The following is a 21,855-nucleotide window of genomic DNA, read 5'->3' on the forward strand; positions in this document are numbered from 1 at the left end:
TCATAAAACAACTGGTAAGCGTTTAATAGAGAAGATATAGATAAATATGGTTCAGATTTATCTATATCTTGTACCAGCTCGGATAGAAATCTTAGTTATGAATTGATTCTTACTTTGAATCATTCAATTACTGTTCCTTTTCAGTTTCGTCCAGCCTGCTGTTTCATTCTTCCTAGATTATTCAGCATCCTTGTATTGGCAGCCTGCAATACAGCCCGATGTTCATCAATACCTTCATACTCATCCTGCTCAATGACGTGTTTGGAAAATGAAGCAATGGTTGGATAAGTAAACATGGATACAATTTCAAACTCTCTGTCGAAAGCCTTTTTTAGTTTGCTTGCCACCTTCATGACATCTAGGGAAGTACCGTTAAGGTCAAAAAAGTTATCGTTAATCCCGACATTGTCCATGTTCAATACTTCTTTCCAAATCTCAGCAACTACTTTCTCTGTATTTGAAGCCGGTTCTTTGTATGAAGATTGGGTTAACAGACGTTTTCCTTCCAGGTCTTTCAATCGTTTGCGGTCTATTTTTCCACTGGAATTAAGCGGAATGTCATGGACGATCACAAATTCCGCCGGAATCATATATTCAGGCAATATATCACTTAGAAAGCGGCGTAATTCAGATACAGATAGTTCTTCATGCACTGTTATGTAGGCTACCAATTTCTTCTCATTTCCTGCCTCTCTGAAGGATACGGCTGCTTTTTGCAGCTTATCGTATCCTTGAAGAGCAGATTCGATCTCCTCCAACTCAATACGAAATCCCCGAATCTTGACCTGACTATCGATTCGGCCCAAGTATTCAATATTTCCATCAGGAAGCCACCTGGCCAAGTCCCCTGTCTGGTACATTTTCTCTCCGGGAACAAACGGGTTGTCCACAAATTTCTCTGCCGTCAATTCCGGGCGGTTTAAGTAACCCCTCGCTAACCCTACGCCAGATATACAAAGTTCTCCTGCTACACCAACCGGTTGCAGCTGTTCGGATTCATTTCCTACCATATAGATCTGGATATTGGAAATCGGTTTTCCTATCGGGATCACGTCATACTCCCGGTCAGCCTGACAATCAAAATAGGAGACATCAACGGTTGCCTCCGTCGGGCCGTACAAATTGATCAGCTTCACCTGATTCACCGGCGTAATAAGCCGGTGAAACCTGGCAACATGCTGTGGCGGCAATGCTTCCCCACTTGCAAACACCTGTCGCAGTGTTCCAAGCTTCTCCTTGCGTTCCCCGTTTGATAGCTGCTCCACGTAGTCCAAAAAGGCATGCAGCATAGCAGGAACGAAATGCATCGTTGTTATTCCTTGTTCCGCAATCGTTTCCACGATATGCTTCGGATCCTTTTCTCCTCCCGCAGTCAGCAGACATACTTTGGAACCGGCTATCGACCACCAAAACAGCTCCCATACGGATACATCAAACGTAAACGTCGTTTTTTGCAAAATGGTGTCCGTTTCATAGACCGGATAGTTCTCCTGCATCCACCACAACCGATTCACGACCGAGTGATGTTCCACCATGACCCCTTTAGGTTTGCCGGTCGATCCGGAGGTATAGATGACATAGGCCAGGCTCTTTGGCCCGCTAATCGGCTCCAGGTTCGAGCCGTCTTCTCCATAGATTTCTGGATCGTTCAAATTCATCATTTTCCCGGCAAAAGCTACGCGACCCTGCAAATGATGCTGCACTAGAAGCAGATTCGTTTCCGAATCTTCCAGCATATAGCGGATGCGCTCCTCCGGATAATCCGGGCTAATCGGCACATACGCTCCACCTGCCTTCAGGATAGCCAGGACCCCAATGACCATTTCCAAAGAGCGGTCAGCCATCAGACCTACCAATTGGTCAGACCGAACCTCTGCTTCCCGTAAACTACGGGCCAGCCGGTTTGCCCGTTCGTTAAGCTGCCGGTAGGACAAAGATGTGCCTCCAAAGACACAAGCGGTGTGCTCAGGAGTTTTGGCTGCCTGTTCTTCGAAGATATCGTGGATCATTCTGTTCGCAGGATATGCTGCTTGTGTATGGTTGAAAATATCGAAAATGTCATACTTCTCCTGATCTTCCATCAATTCAATATCCCTGACCCTTTTTTGGTCATCTTTCATCAGCTGATTCAACACATGTTCATAGTGCTTTGCCATCATTTTGACCATGGTCTTGTCGTATACATGTCCATTGAAATCGAACTGGACATACATGCTTTCGCCCGGCGCTATAATAATGTTGAAATCATAATTGGTCTGTTCGAACGATTGCACGTCAGTAATCACGTAATGAGCTTCACATTCTTCAGATTCTTCAGATGGATGGGCGGCCTGGCCCAAACGTTCGGCAAGAGGGTAATTTTCAAATACCATAATATGATCAAACAGGTTTTGTTTTAACCCGCTACCTGCTTGGATACTGGCCAACGAAAAATAATGGAACGGTTCCGATTCCGCCATATCCGTTTGAACACGCTGTAAAAGATAACTGAGTTTCATATCGTTCTCAACCGCTACACGTACCGGGATGATATTAATGAACAAACCTACCATTTGTTCGACACCGTCCAGTTCACCCGGCCGCCCGGAGACAACTCCGCCAAATACAACTTCCCGCTTTTGGTTGTATTTGGCCAGCACTATACTCCATGCCGCCTTCATCACCGTACTTAAAGTAACTTGATGCTTGGCAGCCAAACTGCCTAGTGCACTGGTTTGTTGTTCACTCAAGTCCAGTTTTACCTCTTCTTTTTTGTACGGAAGGTTTGCGGACGTTCCCCTTTTCAGTTTCGGTACCGCAGTCATTTCCTCAAATCCATACAAATAGTTCTTCCAAAAGGTTTTCGCTTTTTCCGGATCTTGTTCTTCCAGCCATTCAATATAAGTACGGTATTGCTTCACAGGTTCCAGATGGCATGGACGATTTATCAGCAAGCGGTTATAGATGTCGAAGAAATCGGAAACCAGAATTTCAACGCACCAGCCATCCATTAAGATATGGTGGGAGGTCCAAATAAACACATAATCTTGTTCACCTATACGGAATACGGCCACTCGCATCATTACATCCTTGTTCAAATCGAACTTCCTGTTTTTGTCATATTCTTTATATTCGTTCATATACCGTTCCCGCTCTTTTTCATCCGGAATATGCCGTAAATCCTGAAAGAAAAAATCGACCTCCCTTTCCTTCAAAACGACCTGAAGGGGGAGATCGGCCTTCTCATGATTAAATACTGTACGAAGAATATCATACCTCTTAAATAATTCCTCGAGACTTTGTTTAACCCGTGTTATATCCAAATCCCCGTGGAGGCGGTAAGTGGTTTGTTCCAAATAAGCCAGAGATGATTTATCAAGCAAGTAATGAAAATACATGCCTTCCTGCGTAGGGGCCATCTTATATATATCCTGTATATTCCGGCGCACAAGCTCGTTCATGATGATGTTCCCTCCCCGATTCGATTTCTCATATCCTGTAGTCAAATCAATCAAAAAAGCTGTCCAATTGTTCCATGGTCAGCCCTTTATATCCCAAATCACTTGGAGTTACTTCTGTTTCCGTTCTGGAGGTACAGAACGAAATCAAGCGAAGCAGTTCAATCCGATAATGTTCAAGAAAAGCCTTCACAGTTTCCGTCTTATATTGCTTATGGCTGTATAAAAGATTCATGTGAAGCTTTCCCTCTATGACAACTCCATTAAATACAAAATCGTTTTCTCTCCTGCGCTCAGGACTTTCGTTGCTGTCAATTGATTCATCCGCCATTTTGAACCAGGCATCATCCGAATAATCCGAATCCGCATCAAACTGGCCCAAATAATTGAAACAAATTTGCGGTCTCTCGGCGTCCTCCCATTCAGTTTCCGCGGATAGGTGTTTTAAAATCAAATAGCCGACTCCTTTGTTAGGCACAGCACGCAGAGATTCTTTGACTCTCTTAATCTGGCCGGCAAGATCATCATCACCTGATACGTCGATAATTACAGGATACCAGCTGGTAAACCAGCCTACCGTACGACTGATATCTAAATTAGGAATAATGGGTTCGCGACCGTGTCCTTCAAGCTCGACCGAAACGTCCTGAATGCCGAACGTACTGTTCACGCTGAGACCCAAAGCAGTAAGTAAAATATCATTGATATCCGAATTAAACGCGTAATTCACCCGGTTAAGCAAAGCATCGGTTTCCGTTTCACTTAAGGCAAAGGATAGGGTTACTTCGTCTTTTACAAAATAACTTTCCGCAATATCTTTCCGTATCTTGGGTATTTTCATTAAGGAATTTACCTTTTTCCAATGCGGAATTTCCCTTTTTAACTCCTCACTATTTGCATATTCATACAGTTTTTCGGACCAGGTTTTAAATGAGTCTGACTTAAGTGGAAGGGATGGCCGCTTTCCTTCTTTATATTGTCTGTATAATGTATCGATATCCTCAAACAAGATGCGCCATGATACCCCGTCAATCACCGTATGGTGAATATAAATGAAAAGTTTTTTTCCAGCATCTGTATCAAAAAGAACTACATTCATCAAAGGCCCGTTTTCCAGGCTGATACCGGACTGCAGTTCGCGTTCTTTCAGGTGGAATTGTTGATGGTCCATTCCGTATAGATCAAAGTGCTGAATGGAAAGAGTCATATCCAATCCCCTGTTAATCTGGATGAACTGGTTACCTTCTTTCAAAAATATAATCCGAAGAGCATCGTGATGCTCCTGTATTTTGGAGAAAATGAAACGGGCAGCTTCCACATCGAATTCAGGCTCCACATCAAGCAATACCGATTGGTTAAAATGATGCGGATCAATACAATGATTAAGAAAGAAGTCATGTTGTATAGGAGTTAGAGGAACTCTTCCCGTTACTTCTTCTTGATTCACTGTTCTGTTAAGTCTGACCATTTTCTTGGCCAACTGCTCAATGGTCGGAGAGGTAAAGATATCCCTTACTTCAATTTTGTAATGAAGACGACGGAGTCTTGAGACCAGTTGAATGGCTTTGATAGAATCTCCGCCACTTCCAAAGAAGTTGTCTTTAATTCCAACTGATTCCCGACCTAGTACCTGCTTCCAGCACAAGACAAGTTGTTCCTCCCTTTCGTTAGTTGGAGCAGCCACTTCTATTCCGCTATCATAAGCAGCTGTATCAATTGGAGGAAGCTTGCTGCGGTCTACCTTATCATTTTGGTTTAGCGGCATTCTTTCCAAATTCACGAAATAAGCGGGAATCATGTAATCAGGCAAGTCTTTAATAAGGAACTCACGTAGTACCGCATGTTCGATAGGATTATTAGTAACGATGTAGACACAAAGCTGCTGCGACTCTGTACTCTGTTCCTTGTTCCTCGGATTAATGACAAGCACTTTTACATCTGTGACTGAAGGATGTTTACGCAGAACATTTTCGATTTCTTCCAGTTCAATACGATATCCTCTGATTTTGACCTGGGTATCCATTCTGCCAAGGCACTCTACATTTCCGTCAGGAAGCCATATGGCTAAATCCCCTGTTCTGTACATCTTTTGCCCTTCGTGAAAGGGATCATCAACAAACGTTTTTGCATTCAGTTCATCCCTGTTCAGATACCCTCTTCCGACATTATCACCTGCAATACATAATTCCCCTATAACCCCTACCGGTTGCAGGATGTTATGCTTGTTTAATATATACACCCGTTGGTTTGGCAATGGATACCCGATTGGAATCCGGTAATAGTGGTTCACATTCTCTTCCGTCACGTCAAAATAAGTGGAATCAACGCAGCATTCAGTCAAACCGTAGCTATTGGTAATAATGGGGACGTGATCGGGTCCCAGTTTGCTGAACATTCTCTCAACGGTTTCTTTCGGCAAAGACTCGCCACCAATAACAAGCTGTTTTAGGTTTGGCTTTGCACTGTTATAATTCATGGCTTCCAACAATAAAATCAGGTGACTTGGAGTGCCGTCCGTAAGATCGATTTCATTCTCAATGAAAAATTCCAAAAGCCTCTCGCCGTCCACCCTTGCTTCTTCAGGCACGATATAAAGGCTATGACCATATAGAAGCGTTCCAAACATTTGTTCCACAGACATATCAAATATGAATGGGGACAACATGGCTATGCGCAGCCTGCCGTCGTACTTTTTCAAAATTCTTTCCTGCAATCCGGCTACGAGATTGATTACATTGCGGTGTTCAATCATGGAAGCTTTAGGCTTGCCTGTCGAACCGGATGTAAACAGGAGATAAGCAAGGTCTGTCGGTTCATTCACAATGGCCGGATTTTCATCCTCTTCAGTTCGGCTTTCCGTTATTTCCGCTATAGAGTCCATCAGCAGTACATTGGGAAGTTGATGTGTTTCTGCAATATTTTTTGTCGTCAGGACCAGTATTGGCTGGCTTTCCTTAAGCATGTAATTAATGCGATTATCCGGACTTTTAGGGTCAATGGGAATGTAAGCCCCTCCAGCTTTTAATATGCCTACGATTCCCACAACCGTCTCCAGGCCTCGGTCTAACATGATACATACAGGGGATTCACGCTTAACGCCATATTTTCTTAACTGCCTTGCCAGAAAGTTTGCCTTCCGGTTCAATTCACTATATGTCATCTGTTTTTCGCCATATACGATAGCAATCTGGTCCGGTGATTGAAGTACCTGTTCCTCAAATAACCGAATGATAGTCTCATGCTTGGGATAATCAAGACGGGTTTGATTACATACGGCCAATAATTCTGCCTCTTGACTTTCGGTCATCAGTTTGACACGGGATAAGCCCAGCGCCATATCGTCCAGTACCATACTAAGAAATACCTGATAGCACTGAAGCATACGCTTCATATCTTCCTCGTGGCAGATCCTTCTATCAAATGTAAAACTAACTTCAACAGCTCCCCCTTTTCTGCTGCAAGTGACAAGAAATAGGGTCTCTTCCTTCTTAATCAGGGAAGGTATGTTATGAAGGTTCTCACTGGCAAATATTGTAGAGTGAAGCCACTTCCGAACCCGATTCTCATCAAGATTCAGTTCCTCAATGATCTCAGTTAACGGATAATCCGAATATTCAATTGCCTTAATAAACTCCTCTTTCATCTCTATCAGTAAATTTCGAAAGCAAACATCGTCTTCCACTCTCTTCCTAATCATGAGCAGCTCGTTAGAATCAGAATCGCTCTCAGTCCCTTCATTGTAGGCGGGTACAGTTACGATTATTTCTTCCTGTCCCGTATATCTATATTGAAATCCGACAAAAGCGGACAGCAGTACAATAAAAAGGGTAACATCCGAATGGTTGCTAAGACGAATGAGCTTCTCTGACAGCTGTGGCTCCAGGGTAACCTGCAGATCGGCAATTGGAGCGGATTGAATTTCTTCTTTCGGTGTCAGCAGCCTTATTGACATATCTTTTGGATTCAGATTTTTGAATTTTTCAAGCCAATATTCCTTCTTGTTGCTGCTTATTTGTTTTGTGACGACAAGAGTATGACTCCTATCCATAGGTCACACATCCTCTGCTTTAGAAATTAAACTGGATGCTATCGTGCAATTTACGTATTTCTTTTTTCTTTTTATTCTCCATTCCCAAGCGAATGTCCCCAAGTTTGACCTGATCATCCTGAAGAACGGTCCGAAGTACTTGTAAATAATCGTTCCATAATTTATGAATGGTTTTATTTTTATACAAATGTGTCGAATAATAAAAATGAAATTCAATTTGTTCTTGTTCTTCCTCAACGGACAATTCAAGCTCAAACTGGGATGTATTATTCTTTTTATAGGTATAAGGATGAAAAACGAGATCTCCTACCTCTTTTTTTCTTTCCTCGAAATACTGGATTTGGAAAAAGGTATCGAACAGCGGATTTCGGTTCAAATCCCTGCCCAAGTTCAATTTGCTTACCAGCATATCAAAGGGGTAATCCTGATTTTGAAAACTGAGCAAGGAATTTTGGTGCACCTCCTCCAAAAACCGGGAGAAGATTTTATCCTCTGCCGGGAAATTGCGCAGTGGAACTGTTTTGACAAACATGCCAACAACACGAGTCAAGTCGTCATGATTTCTTCCTGACGTTGCGGTACCAACCACAATATCTTCTTGAGCGCAGCATTTGGACAGAATCACATTATAAACGGCCAGCAGTAATACAAATAACGAACTATTTTTACACACAGCAAAATCCCTTACTTTTCCGGTCAGGTCTTTGTCTATTACAAAACTCGCGATGCTTGCCTCTGATTCCAATACACCCATGTTCCTTTTAAAATCATTGGGCAGCTCTAACGGAGAGACATCCTTTTCGAAGACTTCCATCCAGTAGTCCTCTTGTTTCTGAACCTCCTCTTTGTACTCTTTTTCGTTTTGCCATACAACGTAGTCTTTGTATTGGATAGGCAGCTTTGGCAGTTCCACACCGGCATAAAGGTCGAAAAAATCAGCTGCTATAAGATCAACAGACATCCCGTCGGAAATAATATGATGCATATCAATCATCAGAATATGATTTTTGCTGCTTTGCTTGATAAACCCTACTCTGAACAAAGGCGCTTGCTCTAAATGGAACGGCCTTATAAAGCTATGGATGGCCTCTTCGATCTGTTCCTCCTCGCAGACAGTTTCACTTAGATCGATCTCTGTATGATCAAGTACCCTCTGAACAGGATTATCTTCAACCAGTGTAAAACAAGTTCGCAAGCTTTCATGCCTTTGAATTAATCTGTTAAATGCATCTTTAATTTTCGCTTTATTCAAAGGGCCTTCAACATGGTAAACCAGTGAAATATTATAGCTCGTACTTTCCGGATAAATTTGCTGCTGAATAAACATTCGCTTTTGTTCTGAAGACAACGGATAAAATGCCGCCTCAGGCGCCGGTTTAATCACCCGGAATTTATGCTGCTCTGCCTTGCCCATACATTCAGCCAGTAAGCGGATTGTCGGTCTTTCAAATACATCTTTATATGACAACCGAACATTTGTTTGTTTATGTATCTGGGCTACTAATCTGGTTACTTTCAGAGAGTGTCCTCCCCGTTCAAAGAAATTATCGTTTACTCCTACACGGTCTATATCCAGTACCTCGCCCCAAATCTCGGCCAGCTTCTTCTCAATACCGCTAACCGGCGCTTCGTAGCTGACGCTTCCTTCCCCTTGCTTCTCCGGTGCCGGCAGCGCTTTGCGGTCTACTTTCCCGTTCCTCGTCAGCGGCAGCTTCTCCATCTCCACCACATACTCCGGTACCATGTAGTCCGGCAGGCTTCTGCCAAGCTCCTGCTTCACCTTCTCCGTGTCTATCTTCTCTTCCCCCGTTACATAAGCACACAGGTACTTCCCGGTCTTCTCTCCGCCCCGTACCGTCACCACTGCTTCCTTAATGCCGGCTATCTCGCTAAGTCTGTTCTCCACTTCCCCAATTTCAATCCGGTAGCCCCGTATTTTGACCTGGTCATCCTTTCTCCCCAGAAACTCGATGTTCCCATCTTCCAGCCACCGGCCTATATCTCCCGTCTTGTACAGCCGTACTCCCGGCTCTTTGGCAAACGGGTCTTCCGTGAACGCCTCTCTTGTCTTCTCCTCCTGATTCAAATACCCGCGGCCTACTCCTATCCCTGCTACCCATATTTCTCCCTTCACGCCAACCGGGCATAACTCCCCTGCTTCATCTACAATGTAGATCGTCATGTTCTGTACCGGGCTTCCTACAGGCAACATGACTCTTCCCGGATCCTGCTCCATCAGGTAATGGGTGATGTCATCCGATGCCTCGGTCGGGCCGTAAGCATTGGTCATCCGGATTCCGGGATATTTCCCGAACCATCTGCCCACCAGGTTCGGCTTCAACGCTTCCCCCGTCACAACCAGCAGCTCAAGCTTCTCCAGACCGGTCTGCTCCGGCTCCAGATGCTCCAACAGCACGGACAAATAGGACGGCACAACCTCCAGGATCGTCACGCCGTCCTGCTGGATGTGGTCGATGAACGCCTCCGCATCCAGGGTCAGCTCATTCGGGTAGATTACCACCTTGCCCCCTGTCACCAGGGCCGAGAAAAACTGCCAGACCGATATATCGAAGCAGTGCGACGCATTCTGGGCAATGACGCTGTCCCCGGTTATCCGGAAGTCATGGATTTTGGCATACAGGTGATTCAGCATGCCACGGTGCTCCACCATCGCACCCTTCGGCCGGCCTGTTGACCCTGATGTGTAGATCACATAGCAAAGATCTTCCGGTTTGTTGACCCCCGGCGGATTATCCGCAGGCATAGCCGCAATGGCCGACTGGTCCACAACCGTTCCCAGCTTCTCTATTCCCCGGGTTTCAAGAAGGTGCTCCAGATCCTTACATGACGCACAGTACCGCACATTCTTCCATGTATATCTGCCCTTTTGCACAGATAATGAAGGACGCCGATTCTCTTCCCTGGCATGCTTCTTGTTCACTCTCAGCATCACGTCATACCGGAACCGGGTCAGCTCGTTGTCGATGGTACCCAGCTTCCGGCTGCTTTCCCAGCCGCAGATTTCCGGATACTTCTGCTGCAGATCCTGAAAGAAGCTCTCATCCACAAACAAATCTTCATCCCAGCTTGTTTTGACCGGAACACCCGGGTTGGCCTCTTTGTAGGCCGCCGTCGACTCTGCCAATTCCCCCTTTTTCCGGTGATCCAGCAAATCATCCAGATAGAGGATTCCTTCTTCTTTCAGCAGGCCGATTGCACTTCGTATCACTTCTTCCAGGTACAACGTATTCGGGAAGTAATGAACGACGCTGCTCATCACAATGACGTCAAAATCAGACTCTCCTATACCCCCGATCTCCGAGGCGGCCGCCTGCCTGAGCTTTACATGGGATAACCCTTCCCGCCTTGCCCTCTCCCGGTTCCGTTCGATGATCGTACCGGATAGATCGGTTGCAACGTATTCCTTTACATCAGGCGCCAGATGGAACAGCAGCAGACCATGTCCGCACCCGACTTCTAGTACCTTCGATTCCTTCGTAAGATGCGGTTTCAGCTTCGTCTGGAAGTTGCCGATGTATTCCTGCATCTCCTCAAGGCTGAACGCTTTCCCGCCATAGCTGCTGCTCCAGCCGTAATCGTTGAGCGCTTCGCTTGTTTCTTCCGCAACGGCTTCCCAGATGTTTCTCATCTGCAGCTGCTTTTCGCTGCTTGCAGCATCATACTCATCCAGCAGGACATAACCTTGAAGGGATTCGCTCTCCCACAGCAGCCGGTCCACTTCATCCACATAACGGCTCGTTGTGACAAGGAAGGAGGTGCCGCTGTCCTGCAGCTGCCCGGCCGGATTCATCGCATCCAGGACCGTATAGCCCAGATCTAAACGCTGCAGCGCCGAGAACGCAACCAGCTTGTCAAGTGAATCGTCCAGCAGCACACCCGCACCATCTCTTTGGTTACCGAGACGATTCTTAAGAAAACCGGCAAGCTGTCCGGTGCGTTCCCTGTATACCTCATACGCAAGCGTTTTGTTGCCGGAACAAAGCGCCATTTCCGGACCCGGCACGATGGATTCGCCCCGCTCAAGCAGCGATACCGCCCTCTCCGTCCGGAACAGGGCTTCGTCCTGTTCAGTCTGCTTCAGCCGGTCCAGGTATACGATATGTTCTACCGATGTGCCGGCTACGATGCCGCGGTACATCTCATCCGACCCGGCAAACACAGCCGAGACGGTCAGGACGATGGACGCCCCGGAATCCGATAGCATCGTACGAATCCGTTCCATCGGGTAGGCCGCATCAATCGGCACGTAAGCCCCTCCGGCCTTGAACAGGCCCAGAATGCCGACCAGCATCGGGATAGACCGCTCGCACAGTACCGCTGCGAGCTTATCCGGGCCGCTGCCTTTTTCCTTGAGCAGCCAGGCCAGCCGGTTCGCCTGCTCATTAAGCTCCCGGTAGGTCAGGGTGTGTTCTCCGCATTGGACGGCTACGGCGTCCGGCGTCTTCTGTACCTGCTCTTCGATGAGCTGGCTGACCGCGGCATCTGGAGGGAAATAGCCGCGCTTGCCGTTAAACTCCAGCAGGATTTGGGAGCGCTCCTGCTCCGGGAGAATGCCGAGCTCCCGTATGTCAGCTCCCACCTGCAAGAGCGCCTGTCCGAGCAGATGGGTAAAGTGACTGATGATTCGCTTGACCGCCGGCTCCGTATAACGGTCCGGGTCAAAATGAACCGTTCCCCGGATGCCCGTATCCTCTCTCACGAAATGGAACAGCATCCTGTAAGCAACCGCGTCCAGATACCGCTTGTCATGAATATTTTCCAGCATCACAACCGTGCTGTACAAGGAGGTATCTGCCGTTTGGTTTTCTTCCCGGAGTTGGTCAAACAGCAGATCGATAGGAAAGTTCTGGTGTTCCACCGCATCGGCAACAATCTGTCTTACCTGAAGCAGCAGCTCTTTAAAACTCATTCCCGCTTCTACCCGGGTTCTCAGCGGCAGCATCGTATTAATAAATTCGCCGTCTATTCCTTCCTGGCGGTAGATGGGTGAACCCATGACGATATCTTCATTTCCGGTATATTTGAACAACAAAATATACAAGGAAGTAAGCAGAATGACATGAAGTCTCGCATCAGAATGATTGGCAAGGGTTATGAGTCTACCTGCCGCATGATCGTCAATTTGAAAATGGACTGATGAATTCATTTGATTACTGAAAACAGAACTTAACCCTTGAGCAGGGAAGCCTTCTAACGGCGGCTCCCCTGATAGTTGCTCTAGCCAGTAATTTCTTTCTTTGATTTGTTGATTGGCGGCAATAGCCTTATGAATGGAGTATGCTTTTGTTTTCATGGACTCTTTCCTCTCATTCAAAAACTGAACTCCCCTTCCAAAAGATTAAACTTGTCTGCATTTGCAGAGCGAAGTCTATGGGTCACCCTTATATCCGAAATTTTAAGGTGCCTGTTATCAATGATTTGTTCGATAATCTCGTTGAAACATCTGATAAATGTTTCCACCGTATTGCGTGCAAACAGCGTTGAACTGTATTCCATTTGAAATACAATGTCCTGGTTACTTTCGTATCCCTGTAGAACAAGATCAAAGATGGATGTTTTTTTATCATAAGGATACGCCCGCATGGTTAATCCGCTCATCGACAAATCCTCCATGTCGCTGATCAAAAAACCGAACATAACATCAAAAAGCGGATGTCGGCTAAGGTCTCTTTGAACAACCACCTTATCGACCAAATCCTCGAATTGGAAATCCTGATTTTCATATGCTTCAAGAAGCCGCTTTCTTACCTCTGCCAAGAATTCGTTAAAAGAAAGCATTTCTTGCGGAAAATTACGCAGGGCCAGTGTGTTAGCGAAATTGCCGATCACATCATGGAGGTCAACATGCTCCCGCCCCGCCGTATCCGTGCCGACAATGATATCATCCTGTCCGCTTAATTTGGAAAGCAGGATATAATATACGGCCAAAAGCACAATAAACAATGTTGCATCTTCTTCCAAAGCCAGCTTCTTCAATTTTTGTGTAATGTCTTCAGGAATGCTAAAACCAATTTGATCTCCTTCAAAACTTCTCACTGCCGGACGTTGAAAATCTGTAGGCAGGTTTAGAACCGGAAGTTCACCGTCGAATATTCCCTGCCAGTACATCTCTTGTTTCTTCATTTTGTCGGGTGCGCACAACTGTTTGTACCATGCTGCATAATCGCGGTACCTTACTTTTATCTCCGGCAAGGATTTTCCTGCGAACAAGGCCATAAAATCCTGAGCCAATATTCCCATGGATACGCCGTCCGTAATGATATGATGAATATCAACCATGAGAATGCGGCTATTCGTATTGAGCTCAACAAGTCCAACTCTTAACGGAACCTCAGTCAAATCAAAAGGTCTTACAAATTCATTTATGATCCGTTCTGCTGCAACTTGAGGATTCCTCTCTGAGGAAACATCATGGTATTCGATTTCAAGTACAGCCGAATGTTGCAGTTTCTGATACGGCTCCCCGTTTAACAAAACGAAATACGTCCGCAGGCTTTCATGTCTCATTAAAAGGTGTTGGAAAGCTTCTTCAAATTGCCTACGATTAAAGCTTCCGGTCATCTCCCAAAACATCGGTAAATTGTAACTTGTGTCATTAGGGTTCATTTGTTGCAAGAAATACAACTTACGTTGTGCGGAAGACAAATCGTAAAACACCTGTTCCGGAACCCGGGGAATAGGTTCATATGCTTCACTTTCCACTTCTTTCATATACTTTGCCAGTTCTCTTATAGTAGGGCGGTTAAAAATCTCAATCATCGGAACTTTTATGTTCAATCTCTTATGAATGCGCGAAGCCATAATGGCGGCTTTGAGTGAATGCCCGCCCATTTCAAAGAAGCTCGAATCAATGGACAGAGTCTCGATACTTCTGTTTAAGATACCGGCCCATATTTCCGCCAGAACCTTTTCCCCGTCACTTTCAGCTGCGGTAAAATGATGACCCACTTGCATGTTAGGTACCGGCAGTCTATTCATATCCAGCTTTCCGTTAGGTGTTACCGGGAACTCGTCAAGTCTCATGAAATATTGCGGAACTAAATAGGACGGCAGTTGTTTGGCCAGATGCTCTTTGATTTCCTGAATCAGATTGGGCTCCTTTTCCGGCAATTGTTTTGTGACAAAATATGCGCAGAGATATTTATCGTCCAGTTGCTCAACTGCTCCGTTCTCCCTCGCGATTACAATTCCCTCTTTAATTGGTTCAAACGATTCCAGAGCCTTTGTAATTTCCCCCAATTCGATTCGGAAACCGCGGATTTTGACCTGATGATCCTGTCTTCCCAAAAACTCCAACTTTCCATCATCGAGCAAACGGGCTGTATCGCCTGTCTTATACATCATGCGTTCTGGCTCAAATGGGTCTGTGAGGAACTTTTCCCGGGTCAGTTCGTTGCGATACAAGTAGCCTAAAGCCACACCATCACCGGAAATATAGATTTCTCCGGGTATCCCTTCAGGAACGAGCTGCATGCTATCGTCAAGCAAATAAATCTTGGCGTTATCAACAGGTGTTCCGATCGGAACGGAAATTTGATCATCTTTATCAAAATCATATCTATGGATAGTACATCCTACTGTCGCTTCCGTTGGCCCGTATTCGTTATAAATGACTGCATTTCCGTCAAACAACCGGTAGATATCCCTTGCCAACGTAGTGCGCATTAATTCTCCATTGACGACAAACGTTCGTATGTTAGACGACCGAATTCCCAATTCCTTAATCAATTTCAAATGAGTAGGTGTTAATTTGATGATATGAACCAGATCATCTTCCAATATTTTCTGGATCACCATTTCCTTATTTCCGCCCTTATAAATGACCATCTTGTTTCCGGTTGCAAGCGGGGCGAATAAAGAAGTCACCGTTAAATCAAACGAAAGGGACGAGTAAAGCGGGCAGCTGAACTCCTCCTCTTCCTTCATGTAAACGCGAGTCGCCCAGTTAATATGGTTCATTAACGATTTATGGGAAATGACCACACCTTTGGGTTTTCCTGTGGAACCCGACGTATAAATCATATATACAGGATCTTCCGGCGCTACTTCCAGGTCTAGCGCAGTCGGCGGGGCATCGTATAGGTGCTTGTCCTCCACATTCAGTACCTGGCCGTTGAAGTTGTACTTACCCGATGTGCGTCCGGAAACAAGTAGAATCTGAGTTCGGCTGTCTTTCAGTAAAAAGTTAATACGTTCCTTCGGATATTCCGGATCAATTGGCAGATAAGCTGCTCCTGTTTTCATTATGGCCAATATGGCGGTCACCGCTTCAAATGAATGCTCCAGCATGATTCCGACAATGGAGCCTCTAGAAATTCCGGAATTTCGCAGTGAATGGGCTAGCTGATTGGATTTTTCCTGCAGCTCGGCATATGTCATTTCTTTGCCCTCAAACCAAAGTGCTATTTTTTCCGGATGCCGGCGTGCCCGTTCATCAACCAAGTTGTATACCGTCATATGCCCGGGATATGTCACATTAGTCGCATTTAACTTTTCATATTTAAGGCTCAGTTCATGTTTTGGAACGATCTTCATATCGGAAATGGCCGATTTTCCGTTTTGCATCGCCGACATAAGAATACGCTGATAGTAATCCTTGTATTTATCAATGGTACTTTCTTTGAAAAGTTCCGTACTGTATTCGAACTCAAAGAAAAGTTTGTTCTTTGCTTCTCTTACAGTCAGACTCAGATCGAATTTCGATGTGGAGTTGAGATTGTATTTTTTCTCGGTTATATGATCTTCATCCAGTCCTTCATCTTCTCTGCGGTCAAGGAGATTGAACATGACGTCAAACACCGGATTGCGCCCGGTATCCCGTTCGACTACGATATGTTCCACCATATCTTCAAACGGATATTCCTGATGTTCAAAAGCCTCCAAAGTGTTCGTCTTGATTTCATTCAACAGCTGGTGGAACGTTTTTTCTTTGGAAGGACCGTTTCTTATCGGTAGCGTATTAACGAACAAACCGAGGATATTCTCCAAATCTTTGTAGTTCCTGCCGGCAGTAGGCACACCGACAACGATATCCGTTTGTCCTGTCAACCGGAACAGCATGACATTAAAAGCGGTAAGCAGGATCATAAATAAGGTTGCATTCTGCTCCCTTGCCATCTGTCTCAATAAACCGGTTTCTTCCTCCCCGCATTCAAAAGTAAGGACGCTTCCCTCATAGGTTTTGACCTTACCGCGCGGGAAATCAGTAGGAAGATTTAATAATGGAGACTTATCGCTGAATTTGGATAACCAGTAGCTCTTATGCGGCTGAAGCCGGTTTTTATATTCTTCACTATTTATCCATACGGCGTAATCCTTGTATTGAAGCGGCAAGGGATTCAGTTTTTTACCGTTCAATAAAGTGTGAAAGTCCCGTTGCAACAGATCCATCGAGAGCAGGTCAGTAATGATATGGTGAATATCGATGACGACAATATTTTTCTGTTCTCCTGTATGAATCAGGCCGACTCTTAAGAGGGGGGCCTTTTCCAAATTAAAGGGTTTAACAAACCCCCTTACAACCTCCTGAATGCTGTCCGGGCGACCAGACATATTCCATTCCTGAACGGAAAAAGATACTGATTCATGTATTCGTTGATGCGGAACGTCATCTATGACAAGAAACGCGGTCCGCAAGCTTTCATGCCGGTCAATTAAGGTCCTAAATACCTGCTCTAACAGCTCTTTGTTCACCGTATGATTTACATTCTTCAGTATCGTTGTATTATACAAAGTGCTGTCGGGATTGATCTGATCCAGCAGATACATCCTCTTCTGTGCCGAGGAAACCGGATATTGCGGCTTCTTGTCGACCGGTGCCAATTCCATAGTGTGTGTCTTGCTGCTTAAAGATTTTTCCATAATCAAGGCAGCGATGGATTCCCCTGTCAGGTTGTTAAAAAAGTCTTTCAGCGGAATATCCGTATTAAATTGCTGACGTATGGTGGAAAGTACGGTTATAGCTTTTAAGGAGTCCCCGCCCATTTCCAAAAAATCATCTTGTATACCAATCCCGCTGATTCCCAGAATCTTCTGGAATATGTCTATGATCGATTGCTGGGTCTCATTCTGAGGCGCAATATAAGTTGTAGATAAATCGGATCGCACGACCTGTGTGGCAGACTTTTTAGTCATATCCAGCCGTTTGGACTCTTCCGGCATGGACCAGGCGTCAATTCTCGACTGCAATGCCGCGGTGGAGTTGACTGCGTGTCCTACTGAAGCCAAAGTAAGTACCTTTTCAAAGGCCTCCACCCCTTCGGCCGGTGTCATGGCAGTCTCTTCCCAAATTTCACCCCATACGCCGTCTTCATTCTTAGTAACGATCCAGCCGTCCCAGTTAATACTTAACCAGCAAGCGCCAGGATTCCGGTTTTGATTGACAGCATATGCATCAAGGAAAGTATTCGCTGCACAGTAAGCGGTATGTCCCAGCCCCCCAAAACGGACGAAATAGATGACATCAGTAAGCAAAAATCCAAATCTTTTTCCTTGAACATATTTTCCAGTACAACCGTTCCATAAAGCTTGGTTCTAAATTGCTGTTCGCTTTGCTGCTTTCCTGTTTCGGTTACCGAATGAAAGGCATCATTTGAAAGTGTACCCGCGGCATGGATAACTCCGTTTATACGTTCAAATTTTTCTTCAATTCTTTTAACCGCCAAACCCATCTGCTTCATATCCGAAACATCAGCCTGTTCCAGTACCAGTCCTCCAGCGAATCTCTCAATTTCCATGAGTTTACGGATTTTAACGCTAGTGGGCTCCTCATGTTTATGGGTACTCAACCAGTTTTCCCAATCTTCCCGTTCAGGGAAAAAAGAACGATGGATAAGAGCCAGTTTGGCTGTCCTTGTTTTCGCCAAATGGGCAGCTAGTTCGAGCCCTATTCCGCCTGTACCGCCGGTAATGACATAAACTCCGTTCTGCTTCAGCTTGGATGCTGTTTCCACAGTCTTGTCCAGCCGAACTTGTTCATAATATTTCAGCCATCTTTTTCCGCCGCGCAGGCATACGACAGGTTCCGGTCCAAGGTTATGAAATTCCTCTTTAAGCTGATCAATCAGTTTCGGATCTGGCAGTTCTGCCATTTCAATATCGATTATTCTACAGCTAATATTAGTATACTCTTGTGGTATAACCTTACATGGCCCAAGAATGGTACTGTGTTCGGGGTACAGTTGTTCCGTTCCAATTACTTCATGAATGTTATTTGCAATGACATGTATCTGAAGTTTTTCTGCCATAAATACGTTTAACGCGGCCTTCACCAAATGCAGTACACTGTAATAACCTCTTGTTTGGGAGTCGGTCAACCGCTGAAGAGCTTCCCTTTCCCGGTTAAGACTGCATAGATGAATGATTTTATGAATGGCACGTCCCGTCTCTCTGATACTTTTCATTAAAAGGAGGTAGTCACTTTCACTATGCGGATTGATGATATATTCTTTGTCTTCCCTCTTCTCAAATGCACTGCCTAATCTCACATGGAGTACTTCACTGCCATCCGCACGTATCAATTCGGAAAGTGCCGTCCCGATACCGTATTCATCCATAAACAACAGATAACAAGTCCCGGTTTCAGCTTGTCCGTGTTTGTTTTGCGGTGATATGGACTGCTTCCAAAGCGGAAGGTAGAACCAATCGCTTGGCGATAAGCTTTTCCGCTTTCCGTCTTCCATCCATGTCTTCTCCCTGGCCCGTTTGATCTGATGCACATCCGGCCAATAGTACTTTTTCTCGAATGGATAGGTCGGGAGCGGTATTCTCTGTCTTATTTCTCCGGCATGGTAAGTATTCCAGTTGATTCCTACACCGAAGAGCCATAACTTGCCCAACTGTTTCAGCAGGTAACGGTTGTCAGACATTTTGCGCGTTTGTGGCTGGACAAGGTTCACAATGTGACTGGACTTATCTTCGATATAGCGCCTTGCAATTGTGGACAAATCACGTCCCGGACCAATTTCGATGAACACATAATCGCCTTGGTTGGACAAATCTGCAATGCCTTCGGAAAACCGGACGGGCTCGACCAAATGCCTCACCCAATACCGGTAATGGGATAGTTCCCGATCATCCGCCTCTTTGCCGGTCATACCCGAAATGTACGGTACAGTTGGTTTATGTAAATGAGTGGTCTGCAGACCGCGTTCGAAAACATCAACGACAGATTCCATCATTGCCGAATGGCCGGCGTGATTTGAATTAAGCCTCATGCAGAGGAGTTTTTGCTGCTTCATCTTATCTTCAAACCGTTCGATAGCCTCTTCCGAACCCGAAACAATACACGCAGGATGATTCACTACGGCAATAGAAATTCCTTCCTCTAAAAACGGCCTGAGTTCTTGCTCCGGCAGTGGAACGCTAAGCATGGCCCCTTTAGGCAGGGACTGCATCAGCTTCCCTCTGTGTATCACAAGAGAGCATGCATCCCGCAGAGAAAACACACCCCCAAGACAAGCCGCCGCGTATTCTCCAAAACTGTACCCGATCACAGCACTTGGCCGAATCCCCCAGTTTATCAGCAATTTTGCCAGCGCATACTCGAATACAAACAGGACAGGTTGTGCAATTTCCGTCCGATTTATGTTCTCTTTTGCTTTGTCCATATTTTTTTTCGGATAAAGGGTATCCTTCAAACTATATCCGGTTAAGGAATGAAATATCTCAAAGCATTCATCCATTGCCTCCCGAAATACAGGTTCGCTCCGGTAAAGCTCAAGTCCCATATTGACATACTGGGAACTTTGGCCAGAGAACATGAACACCACTTGTTTCTTGTTTTCCTTGGAATGATAACGAAAAGATGTGCTTTCCCGGAGTAACTTCAGATTGGCAACTGCCTCCTCCCTATTTTCGCAGACAATTGCGGCCCGGTACGGGAACACATCTCTGCCAACCTGAAGCGTATACGCAGCATCTCCCAGGTCAATTTCCGGATTCCTCTCAAGACAGAAAGCCAGATTGTCTGCAGCCTGATCTAGAGCTTCTGATGACTTAGCAGACAAGACCAATAATTTGTCTGTTCTTCCATGTGAGCGTTCACCCGCTGCGGGAGCTTCCTCAAGGATAACGTGGACATTTGTCCCGCCCAAGCCAAAGGAACTCACACCTGCCCGCAAAGGATATTTCCCGTTTTTCCACTCGGTTAATTTATGATTAACATAGAAAGGGCTATTCTCAAAATCAATCTCCGGATTTGGCGTTTCAAAGTGCAGACTGGGAGGAAGTTTTTTATTTTTCAAAGACAATACTGTTTTAATAAAACCTGCGACACCGGAAGCTGTATCAAGATGGCCTACATTGGACTTGACGGAGCCTACGGCACAAATCCTTTTTCCGTCAAGCTCGAAAGCTTTTTCCAAAGCTTTAATTTCAATCGGATCACCCATGCTCGTGCCAGAACCGTGCGCTTCGATATAGCTAATGCTTTCAGTTTCTATTTCTGCCAGATGCAGAGCTTTGCGAATGACTTCAGCCTGACCCTCGACGCTTGGAGCCGTGTATCCCACTTTCCTTGAACCGTCATTGTTCATAGCTGTCGCCTTAATAACGGCATGAATGGTATCCCCGTCAGCCAAAGCATTTTCAAGACTTTTCAGTACGACTATTCCCGCTCCATTTCCAAAAACGGATCCTTCCGCTTTCGCATCGAAGGAGCGGCAATGCCCATCCGGTGATTCGATCATCCCTTCCTGGTAAAGGTAACCGTTTTTCTTAGGAAAACTTACACACACTCCGCCGGCTAGCGCCATAGAGCACTCTCCCAGCAGCAACCCCCGGCACGCCTGATGAATTGAGGCCAAAGAAGTCGAGCATGCGGAATACATGGCAAAACTTGGCCCTTTCAAATTCAACTTATAGGATATCAGTGTGCCTATTGCATCTTTATACGCTAACGTACCTGCCTCAAAACCTTCAGAACTTAGATTAGCGGTAAAATAAGAAGCCAGAGGGGGCCAATTAAAGTTGCTTGAGGCTCCGGCGTAAAACCCGATGTCCTCTTCATATTTGTTAGGGGTATATCCGGCATGTTCCATAGCTTCCCATGAACATTCAAGCAGCAGTCTGATTTGGGGATCCATGATTTCCGCTTCTCTTGAAGAATAATGAAAAAAAGAGGCATCGAAATATTCGATGTCCTCAATAAATCCTTTAGCTTTGACGTAATTCGGGTTGTTTAGCAGTTCCGGGTCCACTCCTGCCTCTCTAAGTTCTTCATTTGAAAAAAAAGAGATGGATTCAGTGCCGTTAACGAGATTATTCCAATATTCATCGATATTTTTGGCTCCCGGGAACCGGCACGCCATGCCGATCACGGCAATTTCTAGTCCATTGGTATGGCTCATA

At 45.4% G+C, this 21,855-nt stretch carries 5 protein-coding genes; all 5 read right to left on the reverse strand.

Features of this window, described 5'->3' with window-relative positions; genetic code table 11:
* Window positions 1–140 precede the first annotated feature (140 nt).
* Window positions 141–3,440, reverse strand: coding sequence for a non-ribosomal peptide synthetase (locus BXP28_RS05520; RefSeq protein ID WP_051427831.1), 3,300 nt, complete (start codon window positions 3,438–3,440; stop codon window positions 141–143).
* Window positions 3,441–3,486: 46 nt separating this feature from the next.
* Complete coding sequence (locus tag BXP28_RS05525) at window positions 3,487–7,485, reverse strand: non-ribosomal peptide synthetase (protein WP_077584942.1); 3,999 nt, start codon at window positions 7,483–7,485, stop codon at window positions 3,487–3,489.
* 19 nt (window positions 7,486–7,504) lie between these two features.
* The gene (locus BXP28_RS05530; protein WP_158529816.1) at window positions 7,505–12,799 is read right to left on the reverse strand and encodes a non-ribosomal peptide synthetase; all 5,295 of its coding nucleotides are present in this window, start codon (window positions 12,797–12,799) and stop codon (window positions 7,505–7,507) included.
* A 17-nt stretch (window positions 12,800–12,816) separates the two neighbouring features.
* A complete protein-coding gene (locus BXP28_RS23980) occupies window positions 12,817–17,778 on the reverse strand; it encodes a non-ribosomal peptide synthetase (RefSeq protein WP_367869707.1) in 4,962 nt (1,653 codons plus the stop codon).
* 74 nt (window positions 17,779–17,852) lie between these two features.
* Window positions 17,853–21,854 carry a type I polyketide synthase gene (locus BXP28_RS05540; protein WP_077584944.1) on the reverse strand — a complete coding sequence of 1,334 codons (4,002 nt, stop codon included), beginning with the start codon at window positions 21,852–21,854 and terminating at the stop codon, window positions 17,853–17,855.
* Window position 21,855: the final 1 nt, after the last annotated feature.

The sequence above is a fragment of the Paenibacillus larvae subsp. larvae genome, from assembly GCF_002003265.1.
Classification (GTDB): Bacteria; Bacillota; Bacilli; order Paenibacillales; family NBRC-103111; genus Paenibacillus_H; species Paenibacillus_H larvae.